Origin of the sequence: Methylosinus sp. R-45379 (assembly GCF_001644125.1) — a bacterium.
Classification (GTDB): domain Bacteria; phylum Pseudomonadota; class Alphaproteobacteria; order Rhizobiales; family Beijerinckiaceae; genus Methylosinus.
The window spans coordinates 1-13,363 of record NZ_LUUM01000267.1; the positions used below are offsets into that span (position 1 = coordinate 1).

Genomic DNA, 13,363 nt, shown 5'->3' on the forward strand with positions numbered 1-13,363 from the left:
CTTCCGGCCCGACGCCGAGTCCGACGAGGTGGCGCGCCAGCCGGTTCGCCCGCGCGTTCAATTCGCCATAGGTGAGAGCGTCGTCGCGGAAGATCGCCGCCACAGCGTCGGGCGTGCGCCGCGCCTGCGCCTCGAACAGCTCATGGACGCACAAGTCGCGCGGAAAATCCGCCGAGGTGTCGTTCCAATCGAATATCAGCTCGCCGCGTTCCGCGGCGGTCAGAATATCGAGCGCCCGTATCGGCGTGGCCCGCGCCTTTTCGAGAGCGCTCGAGAGAGCGTCGAGAACGACTCGCATGTAATCGCAAATTTTCGCTGGATCGATGGATTCCTCAGCTTGGACCGTGAGCAGAAAGGCCTCGCCGAAATCATCGACAGAAAGCGTGAGCGGGTAATTCGTGCGCTCGTCCGCAAAGATCAGCTCAGCGCCCTCGATAGCAGATGAGCGCGCGTCGTCAGGATCGCTGTGACGATAATTCAGCAATGCGGAGAACAATGGCGTCGGCGCCGTCACCTTGCTGCATCGCTGCGCCAAAGTGAGCGACGCATGTTCATGCTCGAGCAGATCCGCCAGCAACAGATGCGCGTTTCGCGCGCAGTCGACGACGCTTCCTTCCCCGAGCTTTATCCGCATTGGTAGAGTGTTGATGAAAAGCCCGAGAGCGCGGCCGCCGCCGCCGCTCATCCGACCGAGCAGTACCGAGCCGAAGACCACATCCTGACGCCCCGTCAGCTTGCCGAGCATTTGAGCGAAAGCGAGATGGAACAGGCTCGCCGCGCTGACGCCGAGCCTCGTGGCGCTATCCCTCAGACACTGCGCCAGGCTCGCGCAAAGGGCGAGCTTCGCCTCCGCGATAGCGCCATCGCCTTGGATGTCCACGAGCCCGAAGGGCGCCGTCGGCTCGCTGACATCTCCCAGCAGAGACGTAAAAAACGCTTCATGCCGCGAGGCGCTTACGCCCAAGCGCGCTTGCGCCACGAAATTCCGGAAGGGAGTCGGCTCCGACGCAAAATGGCTCTGCCCCGACAGATACGCCTGCACCTCCGCCACGAGGAATTGGAGGGTGGCGTGGTCCAACGCTAGATGATGCGTCAGGAGGAGGAGGAGCCAACGGCTGTTCTCTTCGTCATGACCGACCACCGCCCGCATCAGCGGCGCCGTGCGGACGTCGAGACGGGTATGGCGAGGATCGAAACGCGCGCGCATCTCCTCCGCAGACTCGACGTTCACATAGTCGACGTTCAGCGTCGCGTGACGCCAAACGACCTGCATCGGCTCCGGCAGCCCCTCCCAAAGGACCGCCGTGCGGAGCACATCGTTTCGCTCGATCATCGCTCGCAGCGCGTCGATGAAGCGTTTCGTCGCCTCATGCGACTGAAAGGCGAGCTGGACCGGCATGAGATAAGGGTCGCCGTCGACGCTCATCAGATGATGAAACAATATGCCCTCTTGCAGCGGCGCCAACGGATAAATGTCCTGAATATTGGCGGCGCCGCCGGGAACGGATCGAACGATGTGATCGATGTCCGCTCGAGAGAGGCTTGCGAGCGTCACCATCTCCGGCGTGATGTCGCCGCCGGCGCTCTGGATGAGATTCGGCGGAACGATCACTTCGCGCCGGTCGTTTAACGCAAGCGCCAGAGCCGCTGGGGTCGGCGCGACAAATAGCATGCGGGCGTCGGCGCGCACCCCGCGCCGGCGCAACTGGTCGATCACACGGACCGCTTTCAGCGAATGACCGCCGAGCTCGAAGAAATTGTCCTCGACGCCGACGCGCTCGATGCCGAGAACATCCGCGAAGATGCGGCACAAAGTCTCTTCCATCGGCGTGCGCGGCGCGACATAATCTTGGCGCGGTTGCGCGTCTGGATCAGGATCAGGCAGCGCCTTACGGTCGAGCTTGCCATTGGCCGTCAGCGGCAGCGCCTCCAGACGCACGAATAGGCGAGGGATCATATAATCAGGTAGCTCTCGTCGCAGCGCTGTCTTCAACGCGCCGATGTCCAGCTCCCCCTCCCCTGTCAGATAGGCGACCAATCGCCTATCGCCCGAGGCGTCAGCACGCGCGAGCACGACAGCCTCACGCACATAAGAACGCAGCGCCGTCTCGATCTCGCCGAGCTCGATTCGAAAGCCCCGGATCTTCACCTGATGATCGATCCGCCCGAGGAACTCGATATTGCCGTCCGCTCGCCAACGCGCGAGATCGCCGGTGCGATACATCCGCTCTCCGGGCGCGCCGAACGGGTCCGGAACAAAGCGCTCGGCCGTGACGTCGGAGCGACCGAGATAGCCGCGCGCCACCCCTGCCCCACCAATATACACTTCCCCGGAGACGCCCACCGGAACAGGCTCCATCTCGTCGTCCAAAAGGAAGATTTGCGTATTCGAAATCGGACGGCCGATCGGCGGATTGCGCCAATCCTCCTCACGCAAGCGAAAGTAGCTGGAATAGGTCGTGCATTCCGATGGTCCGTAGAGATTGAACACGCCGTCGAGACTCTCGCGGCTCCCCAAGGATTCAGCCATGGCCGGCGGAAAAGGTTCTCCGGCCAGATTGACGATCCGGACGGACGGCGGAAGCGCGTCGATCCTCAAGAGCTCCGCCATGGCCGACGGCACTGTATTGATCAGATGCGCCGCGTACGCTCCGGCCACCCCCGCGATCTCGAGCGCGTTTTTCACAACGACCACGGCGCCGCCGAAGCTCAATGGCAGAAACAGCTCGAAGACAGACAGGTCGAAGCACAAGGATGTCGACGCCAGCATCGTCGACGCGCCGGGACGAATGAAAATGTCCTTCGCCCAATGCAGCATCGCGGCCGTATTGACGTGAGCGATGGCGACGCCCTTCGGCTTTCCTGTCGAGCCCGAGGTATAGATGACATAGGCGAGATTCTGCGGCGTCGCGCGGCGGCCGAGCGCTCCCGCGCCCTCGTCCGCGATCAGCTCCCAATCCGCGTCCAGCCGCAAAATCTGCGTCCCCGCCGGAAGACGCTCCGCCAGACGCTCCTGCGTCAGCACCAAGCGCGGCGAGGCGTCGGCGATCATGTAGGCGAGACGCTCGGACGGATAGTCCGGATCGAGCGGCAGATAGGCGCCGCCCGCTTTCAAAACGCCGAGCAGTCCGACCACCATCTCCAGCGAGCGCTCGACACACAGACCCACGATCGTCTCCGGCCCGACGCCGAGCCCAACGAGATGGCGCGCCAGCCGGTTCGCCCGCGCGTTCAATTCGCCATAGGTGAGACAGTCATCGCGGAAGATCGCCGCCACAGCGTCGGGCGCGCGCTGCGCCTGCGCCTCGAACAGCTCATGAATGCACAATTCGCGCGGAAAATCCGCCGACGTATCGGTCCAATCGATCAACAGCCGCCGACGTTCGGGCTCGCTCAGCATCGGCAACGCCCCGATGCGCGCCCGCGGATCGGCGACGATCCCTTCCAGCAACCTGCGATAATGATCCGCCATGCGCGCGATCGTCGCCGGCTCGAACAACGCCGCGGCGTATTCGATCGATGCGATCAACCCGCCCTCGACCTCGGCGAGCTCCAAGGTGAGATCGAACTTCGACGTTCCGCTGTCCGCCGCCAGAGTCTCGATCCGCAGACCGGGCAGAGAAAACACCCGCGCCGGCGCGTTCTGAAAGACGAACATCGCCTGAAACAACGGGCTGCGGCTCATGTCGCGCGTCGGCTGCAGCTCTTCCACAAGACGCTCGAAGGGAAGATCCTGATGCTCCTGCGCGCCCAGCGCCGCCTCTCGCACTCGCCCCAGAAGCTCCACAAAGCTCGGCTCGCCCGAGAGGTCCGCGCGCAAGACCAGCGTGTTGACGAAAAAGCCGATCAGCCCCTCGAGCTCCACCCGACGCCGATTGGCCGCCGGCACGCCGACGCAAATGTCCTTCTGCCCGCTGTAACGCGACAGCAGAAGCTGAAACGCCGCCAGCAGAACTATGAACAGCGTCGCGCCCTGCTCCCGGGCCAGGCCCTTCAGCCGATCCGCGACCGTCGCCGGAATCTCGAAACGATGCATGCCGCCGGCGGTGTCCTGAACCGCCGGACGCGGATGATCGGTCGGCAGCTCCAGAACCAAGGCCGCATCCGACAACGTCCGCCGCCAATAGGAGAGCTGGCGCTCCAACAGCTCGCCGCGCAGCCAGTCGCGCTGCCAGGCGGCGTAATCGGCATATTGGATGGGAAGTGGGGCGAGTGGCGACGGACGGCCGGCGATGCGCGCCTCATAGAGCGCGGCGAACTCGCGCATCAGCACGTCGGTCGACCATCCGTCGGACACGATGTGATGCAGCGTGAAGGCGACCACATGCTCGCGAGCCCCAGCCGCATCGCCGACGCCGAGATCGATGACGAGGACGCGCAGCAGCGGACCCTGCGTCAGATCGAACGGGCGCCGCGCCTCCGCCTCGACGAGACGCCGCGCCTCGGCGGCGCGCGTGTCCGCTTCGAGACTGCTCAGATCGACGACGGGACAGGCGATCTCCAGCGAGGGCGCGACGATCTGAAGCGCCTCGCCATCGACCACTGAAAAACGCGTCCGCAACGTCTCGTGACGCGCCACGATCGCATTCACCGCCCATGAAAATGCAGAGATGTTCAATGCGCCGATAAAGCGAAACGCGCCGGCATTATTATAGGCGGCGCTATCGGGTTGGATGAGATCGAGCAGCCATAGGCGCTGCTGTGCATAGGAAAGCAGCTTCTTTGCGCCGCAGGAGGCCGCGATGGGACGCTCGAATTCCGACTCATCCTTCAGTCGCGTCCGCAACAGCTGCAATTTTTCAGGAGAAAGGCGCGACAAGCGCTCGACCAGCTCAGCCATTATCGTTCTTCCAGGCTCGCGCGTTAAATCAGGATTTCGGCTCGGCCGAAGAGAAGCTCCGCGCCGACGCCCAATTCATCGCGCAGCGACCGGATGTATTTGGCGATCTCCGCCATGTACACGTCGTCGTCGGCGGGAGTGAGAGCGAGGAGGTATCGCACCCAGGGCTCGCGCCCGACCGCATAGACGAATACCCGCCGACAACCCACCGCGCGCGCGAGCTCCAGCGCGGCGCTAGAGTTGCAGCCATTCGAGCGGCGTCCCTGACTGTGTCGATGCTCGGGCTTGTTGGGCAAAATCGGCCCATAGACCCACGTCAACGGCGCGCCGACGCATTCCATTCCGACGAACAGTGTGTCGATGGGGCCGGTCTCACGAAGCAGATGTGCGTAGATCTCTGGATCGAGGCAATTCGAATCCGCGGCGAAAAGCAGGCTGCGCGCGCCGAGACGCAGAAAATACGCAGCTTTCGCGGAAGGCAGATCATTGTGCTCCCCCAGGAATGGAACGGCGACGATCCGCCCATTGGGAATGGCGAATTCATCGAGGTAGTCCACCTCGCGCACATCTGCGAACCCGAGCTGACGCGCAAGAAGCTTCAGGGACAGATCGCCATAGAAAACGCCCGAGCTTTTCGGCACGACGAGCGTGCCGATCTTGTGCCTCAATCGCAACAACGACTCGATGACGAAATGATCGTGATGCCCGTGCGTGATGAGAACATAATCGATTCTTTCGGGCAGATCGCCGAAGCTGAAGCGTTCGACGTCATGCTGCTCGGGCCGCGCGGCGATCAGCGGATCGATGAGGATCGAAACGCCTCCGCTCTCTACGAGGGCGCAGGCATGCCCGAAGTATCGAACACGAACCTCGTCGCCGCTCCACGGGGCGCGAATGGCGCCGTCGGTCTCTCGCAAAATGGCGCGCAGCTTCCCATCCAGCGACGCTGGAGCGTCCAGCAAGGATCTGATCTCGTCGAAGGATTTCGGCTCCTGGTCCAGACGGAACAATTCGTCGATTCTGGGATCGTCGAAGGCGATGGTCCAATCGAGCGAATCGTCTCCAGACAATCTCGGCGTGCTCATATAATAGGGCCGTTCGAGATCGGTTTCCTGACGGAAAAGACGCAACGACTGCGCCTCTTTCTTGTAATACCCGCTCTTGTAGAGAAGCCCTTCGAGCGGCCGCACGATCGGCCGGTTATAGTAGTCGTAGAGAAGCTCGACATAGCCACGCAGCGGTTCGGGAATCCGCTGGTAGCAGTCCTCGAGGCTTTCGCCCTTCGCTTCGGCGACGAGCTTATTGTGAAACTCGATCAGCGTGCGCGCGAAAGCCAGATTGTCCGAAAACGTCTCCTCGGTCTCGGCCAAGAAATCTCGAACTTCGGATAGGCGTGTCGCCGGCACATCGACGAAAGCGCCGCCCAAGAGCTTTGGATTGCGACAGGAGACCTCGTGAATCGCCGGGTTGCCGAGATAGGAGCCGATCGTTTTGATCTGGTAGTTCAGGAGATGCAGGCTCTGCGTGACCGGCGCCATCACATGAGGCCAAGCCACCCAGCGTCCGACCAGCGGCTCCACACATGTGTTCTCCGCGAGAGCATAACGGATCTCACCAGACATGCTGCGGCCCTTCGTTTCCGAGGCCACGAGCGACGGCGTCCAACTCGGCGGTCGGGTCGATCTCTGCGAGCAGAAAGCTCAGCTTTTCGTTGATGGCGTCCGCGCCAGCGGCGCCCTCGATCTCCCCGGCGAGCTCGCCGAGAGTTCCCCCCTCGAAAAGCGTCGTGATCGGAATGTCTTTGCCGAACAGCTGCTGCGCGCGCGCGACGACTTGAATGGCCGACAATGAATTGCCGCCAAGATCGAAAAAATTGTCGTTGCGGCCGATCTCCTCCACGCCGAGCACAGCGCGCCAAATGTCGGCGAGAAGAAATTCGATCGCGCTGGCGTGGCCCTCGCGTTCCAAATCCTGCTCCGTGGCGACGGCCGCAGGCTCCAACAGCGCCGAACGATCGACTTTCCCGTTCGGAAGTCGTGGCATGGCCGGCAGCGCGACGATGACCTCTGGCGCCATGAAAGCCGGCAAATTCTGAGCGACATGCCGCCGTAGCGCGGATTCGATCTCACCCGAATCGCCTTCGGCGACGACATAGGCGATCAGCCTGGCGCTCCCCTCCTTCTCTGCGGGCACGACCACTGCAGCGTCCGAAACCGAGGGATGCGACGACAAGACGTCCTCGATCTCTCGAGGGTCGACGCGATAGCCGCGCAGCTTGATCTGCTCGTCGAAACGGCCGAGAAACTCCAGCCCGCCATCTCGGCGGCGCTTTACGCGGTCCCCGGTCCTGTAGAGTCGCTCGCCACCGCCGCCGAAGGGATCGGGAACGAACCTCTCCGCGGTCAATTCAGGCCGCCCGAGATACCCTCGCGTTACGCCCGGACCGCCGATATATAGCTCGCCGATAAGGCCCGCGGCCGACAGCTCGCCGTCCGGCCCGACGACATAAGTCCGAGCGCCGGGAATTGGCCTCCCAATGCTCACCGGCTCGGACCGGTTCTCATCCTCGGCGATTTCATGGACCGTGCTCCAAACGGAGCATTCGGTCGGTCCATATTCATTGAAGAGAGCGGCGTGCGGCAGCTTCGCAAAATGATGGTCGGCGACGTCGCGCTTGCAAGCCTCGCCAGCGACGATGCAGCACCGCAGCGATGCGCCGCTTTTCGATGTCGTCACCTGCAGCAGCGCGGAATAGAATGACGGCAGACACAAGAGATGCGAGACCGACTCTCGCTCGACAAGACGCATCAACGCGCCCGGGTCGCGGCGCATCGTCTCAGACGGGATGTGCAGCCGCCCGCCTTGGAACAAGGTCCAGAACAGCCCCGCCAATGAGCTGTCGAAGGAAATGGACGACAACAGCAGGAAGCCGGTGACGGCCTCGGCGTAATGCCCCGCGCGCGCGCGCGTCGAGGCCACCGCGTTGCGATGCGTGGCCATCACGCCTTTCGCACGGCCCGTAGAGCCAGATGTGTAGATGATATAGGCGATGTTTTCAGGCGCGACGCTCGAGACGACGGGAACGTCCGGCATAGCGTCGAGGACCTTCTGATCCAAAATTGCAATCGGGATCGAAATGTCGCCGAGCTTCGACGCCAGCTCCTGCGTCGTCAGCAGCACGCCCGCCTTTGCATCGGACAGAACGTAGTCGATCCGTCCGGGCGGATAGGCCGGATCGAGCGGCACGAATGCGCCCCCCGCCTTCGACACGCCGACGATCGCCGCCACCAGCTCGACGGAGGGTTCGAGAAGCACGCCCACAGGCACGTCGGGGCCGACGCCCAGGCGCTGTAGCCAGTGCGCGATCCGATTGGAGCGGGCGGATAATTCGCCATACGTCAGCGCCGCGCCGCACGTCGACACGGCGAGCTGATCTGCACGGGCATTTCTGCCGAGCCAGTGATGAATCAGCTCCGGCGTGACTGTTTGGAGGGATGCGCCTTCCGACATGGCGATGATCTGCGACCGTTCCGCCGAATCCGAAAGACTCAACGCGGCGATGCGCAGCGTCGGGGCCTCCAGCATGTTTTGGACAAGAGCCGTAAAATGCCCCGCCATTGCGGCGATGGTCGCATCGTCGAACAGGCCCACATCAAACTCGAAACGCAGCCGCAGCCCCGGCGCTTCGTTGAAGACATGCAGAACGAGATCGAAAATCGCCGACTCCGTGCTCACTTCCTCGACGTCGATGGTGAGATTTGAGAGCGTCAGCCGCTCGATCGGAATATTGTGGTGAACGAACGCGACTTGGAACAGAGGATTGTGACTGAGGCCGCGCTTCGTCGCCAATTTTTCGACGAGCGTCTCGAATGGCGCATCCTGGTTCGATTGAGCGCCGACGGCGGCCTCATGCACACGCGCGAGCAATGTCTCGAAGCTCGGATTGTCGTCGAGCGTCGTGCGCAGAACCAGAGCGTTCGCAAAAAATCCTACCAAGCGTTCCAGTTCTGGATGCGTGCGATAGGCGATGGTGGTGCCGACCGCGATGTCTGTCTGGCCGCTGTAATGATAAAGCAAGGTCTTGAAGGCGGACACCAAGACGACGAACAGCGTGGTGTTCGTCCGTCGGGCGAGCTCCGTCAGTCCCGCGAGCGCCTCTTGCGACAGAGTCCATGAATAGCGTGAGCCGCGGTTGGCTTGTTTGGACGCGCGCGGCCGGTCGGTCGGGAGCGCCAACAGATCGGGAAGTCCGGCGAGCCTGTTCGCCCAATAGTCGAGCTGCTTTCTGCCCGCCTCGCTCGTCATCAGGCGACGATGCCAATAGGCGAAATCGCCATATTGCACGGACAGCGGCGCCAACGGATTCGGCGCGCCCTTCATCGCCGCTTCGTAGAGCTGCGCAATTTCCTGGATCAGCAGTCCGCTGGACCAGCCATCCCATATGATGTGATGGATCGTTAGCAGCAGAACATGCCGTTCGTCCCCCAAGATGAGCAATGTCGCCCGCATCAGCGGCGGCGCATCCAGGTCGAAAGGCTTGCGCGCCTCGGCGTGTGACAGCGCCCGAACTTCACTATTTTGCGCCTCTTCATCGAGGCTGCGCAGATCGATCCGTTCGAAGGAAAAATCCGCATCGGATGAATAGAAGAGCCGCGGAACGCCGCAGTTACTCGCGAAGCCGGAGCGCAACACTTCGTGACGGCGAATAATCTCCGCGAGACTCGATTGCAACGCCCCCGCGTCGAGCGCCCCACCAATGCGCGCCAGCAGCGCGATGTTGAACAAAGCGGGATTGGGCGACACTTGGCATTGAAACCAGATGCGTTCCTGACCATACGACAATGGATTGTCGCCCGGCGGCCGAGGAGCGATATCGTTCTGAGTCATTTGCAGCGAAGCGCGCCCCCGCAAGCGAAGCTCGAGAAGCTCGCGCTTGCCCGGAGAAAGGCGTGCTTTCTTATCCTGCTGCTCTCGCCGACTCTCGATCATGTCCATGAGGTGTCCACTCCGGATGACTCGTTCCTGAAGGCGGGATCGCGCCCTCAGGCGCGAGCTTCCACCGTCTCTCGCGCGCGCCGAGACGCTTCGACGTCGCTCAGCTCTTCGATGTCTGCAAGGATCAGATCTTCGACGCGCTCGGCGAGCTTCGCCACAGTTGCGGCGTCGAACACCGCGGGCAAAGGCATTTCGACGCCGAAGGCGGCGCGAATGCGCGAACGCAATTGAATCGCGAGCAGAGAATGTCCGCCGAGCTCGAAGAAATTGTCCTCGACGCCGACGCGCGGCGCATCGAGCACCTCCGACCAGATTTTGCACAAAATCTCTTCGGTCGCGTTGCGTGGCGGGACATAGACGCGCGAGACATGGGCGGAGGCGTCGACGTCCGGCAATTTCTTGCGGTCGACCTTGCCGTTGGACGTGAGCGGCAGAGACTCCATGCAAATGAAGGCGCTCGGAACCATGAATTCCGGCAGCGTCTGCAACACATGCTCTCGAAGAGAGCTCGCATCCAGCTGCGGCGCGACGACATAAGCGATCAGCCCATACAAATTCTTGGACAGCCGGCGAGCGACGACACAAGCCTCTTCGATGCGCGGATGGGTGACGAGACAGGCTTCGATCTCCCCCGGCTCGATCCGATGTCCGCGAATTTTGACCTGATGATCCACGCGGCCCAGGAATTCGATGACGCCATCCGATCGGTAGCGTCCCAAATCGCCGGTTCGATAGAGGACCGAGCCGGGTGGCCCGAATGGGTCGGGAACGAAGGATTGCGCGGTCAAGTCCGGACGATGGAGATAGCCTCGGCCCACCTGAACGCCGGCGACGCAGATTTCGCCGGCGACGCCCACCGGCGCCAAATCGAGGCGCCGATTCAGAATGTAGAGCTGTGTGTTGTCGACAGGCCGGCCGATCGGAACGCTGAGATCGTCTCCGTCGGGCGACGACTCGATAGGATAATAGGATACGTCGTCCGAGCATTCCGCCGGTCCATAGGCGTTCAAAAGGCGAATATTCGGGAAACGCGCCATGAAGCGCCGGCATAATTCCGGCGTGAAGGCCTCCCCACAAGGCAGCAGCCACCGGAGTCGAACCAGTCTTTCGTCGTCTTCCGCCACATCGAGCAGCGCCTTGATCATCGACGGCACGGCTTCGAGTATTGTCACCTTTCGACGATCGATCTCATCGAGCAGTCGTTGCGGATCGCGCGATATATCATCGGGGAAAATCTCGACCCGCGCGCCGATGGCGATCGCCGTGAGGAACTGCCAAACAGAAATGTCGAAGCATTGCGACGCCGTCTGCGCGATGACGTCATCCGAGGTCAGAGCAAGGACGCGTTCTTTCGTGATCAGATTGTTGAACATGCCTCTGTGCTCGACCATTACGCCTTTCGGCCTGCCGGTGGAGCCCGAGGTGAAGATGACGAAGGCGAGATTGCGCGGCCCGTTGTGTCGCGGCGCTTTCATCGTCGCAGCTGCGCATGTCGTCATCGGCTCGATCAGACGCGGCCGTTCTGCCTCATCGAGATCCGCGCAGAGCGCGCTCGCGCGCGCCAGATGATTCTTCCCGGCCCAGAGCCATTCGACCTCGGCCTCCTTCAGCACTTGCAAAATACGCCCATCTGGATAGGCAGGATCGATCGGAAGATAGGCCGCGCCAGCCTTGAAGACGCCGAGCATAGTCGCCAAAAAGTTCAGCCCGCGCGTCTCCCACAAGGCGACAATGTCGTCCCGGCCGACGCCCGCCTCGACCAATGCGCTTGCGATATGGTTCGCGCGTTCGTCGAGCGCGCGATAGGTCAGCGTCTTGCCCTCGCAGGCGGCGACGATGCTGTCCGGACGCAGCGCGGCCTGCGCCTCGAAGCGTCGCACGAGATCGAGTGGCTCGCCATAGTCGTGATCCGTCTCGTTCCATTCGACTGCGGCTCGATGACCCTCCGCCGGGGGCAGAAGCTGCACGTCTCTCACCCGGCGGTCGCTCTTTGCGATCAATTTTTCGAGAGCGCGCCTAAAATGAATAGCCATACGCTCGACCGTCGACGCCGCGAAACGATCGCGGTCGTAAGTGAGGCGAAGCGTGAGCGTCTCGCCTGGAATGGCGACGAAGGTGATCGGATAATTCGTGTGGACGCGAAGCTGCAGGAGATCGATATCGAGTATCTCCTTTTCTCCGCGCAGGCTGGGGTCGATCGGCGCATTCTCGAAAGTGAGCAGATGTTGGAACAGCAGCGCGTCGGCGCGAGGTATGGAGCTCCAGCTCTGGATCATCGATTGAGAGACGAACTCATGCTGACGCATTTCCAAATTGCTGGACATTATCTCTTTCAACCAATCGATGATCGGCTGATCTGGACGGATGCGCACACGCAGCGGCAATCCGTTGATGAACAGGCCCAATGCTGTTTCTGAGCTCGGAAGATCGATCGGACGACCAGCGACCGTCACGCCGAACACGACCTCATCCACGTCGGCATATCGGCCGAGCAGCAGCGCGAGCGCGCCCTGAACATAGGTGTTGACGGTCAAGCGGTGCTGGCGCGCGAGCGCTTCGAGCTTTTTCCGATCCTCCGCCGAGAGAGTCACGATGACGTCGTCGACGGAAGCGGCGGCGTCGGCCCGAATCTCGATCGCTTTGGCGCCCACGAGTGGCGTCGGCTCCGAAAATCCGTCGAGATAGCTGCGCCAGAAGCTCTCCGCCGACGCCATGTCCTTGGTTCGCAGCCAGGCGATATAGTCCCGGAATTGTCCCGCCGGCTCGGCCTCGACGGCCTGCCCTGCCAACCCAGCCGCATAATGCTTTCGCACGTCGAGCAGCAGCGGCGATGTGCACCAGTCGTCCATGATGATGTGATGGAAGCTGCGCACGCAGATGTGCCGGTCGTCGTCGACTCGGATGATCTTGATGCGCATCAGCGGCGCAGTCGCGAGATCGAATCCGCGCTCGCGTTCGCTGCTCAGCAATTGGTCGATGTATGACGATTGATCGGCATTGGATAAATGTCGGAGGTCGAGGATGTCGACCGGCAGAGTGGCGTGGCTGTGAACCACCTGATGAGCGCGGCCTTTCAGGTCCCATTCGAAAGAGGTCCGCAGGCTCGCATGACGATCGACCACGCGGCGCCAAGCGGCAGCAAAAGCCTCGATGTCGAGCGGCCCTCTTATCTCGTAGCGCTCCTGCATATGGTATAGACCCGTTCCCGTCTGGGACAGGGCGTGAAACAGCATGCCTTCCTGCATCGGCGTCAGCGGATAGAGGTCCTCGACATCTCCGTGCCGACGCACGATGCGGTCGATGTCATCAGCCTCCAGCTCCGCAAGAGCGAAGGGGGATGTGAATTGGGCGAGCGCGCGCTCGACATCGGATATCGGAGAGGCCTCTGCGCCGAGCGTCAATTCCGACGCCAACAGGCTCGCGGCTGGATATTGGAATAGCTGACGCGGCGTCAGCTCATATCCGGCCAGTTGCAACCGGCTCGCAACCTGAATGGCGCGAATCGAGTCGCCGCCGAGCTCGAAGAAA

4 protein-coding genes are annotated in these 13,363 nt (G+C 62.2%); all 4 read right to left on the minus strand.

The features are described 5' to 3' along the window. Positions 1-4,840, minus strand: a 4,840-nt coding sequence (locus tag A1351_RS16065; protein ID WP_157096337.1) for a non-ribosomal peptide synthetase, incomplete at its 3' end; no start/stop codon positions are given. Positions 4,841-4,863: 23 nt separating this feature from the next. Continuing rightward, positions 4,864-6,462: an MBL fold metallo-hydrolase gene (locus tag A1351_RS16070; protein WP_064033451.1), complete on the minus strand. Its 1,599-nt coding sequence runs from the start codon at positions 6,460-6,462 to the stop codon at positions 4,864-4,866. Further along, positions 6,452-9,727: a non-ribosomal peptide synthetase gene (locus A1351_RS16075; RefSeq protein ID WP_198162439.1), complete on the minus strand. Its 3,276-nt coding sequence runs from the start codon at positions 9,725-9,727 to the stop codon at positions 6,452-6,454. Before A1351_RS16075 ends, A1351_RS16070 begins: the two co-directional genes overlap by 11 nt. 155 nt (positions 9,728-9,882) lie before the next feature. Next, positions 9,883-13,363: non-ribosomal peptide synthetase (locus A1351_RS16080; RefSeq protein WP_157096338.1), on the minus strand; the 3,481-nt coding region annotated here is incomplete at its 5' end.

What these genes read in the sequence shown, in the direction of transcription:
- A1351_RS16070 (WP_064033451.1), bottom strand. Translation starts at nt 6,462, where the DNA reads ATGTCTGGTGAGATCCGTTATGCTCTCGCGGAGAACACATGTGTGGAG.
- A1351_RS16075 (WP_198162439.1), bottom strand. Translation starts at nt 9,727, where the DNA reads ATGACTCAGAACGATATCGCTCCTCGGCCGCCGGGCGACAATCCATTG.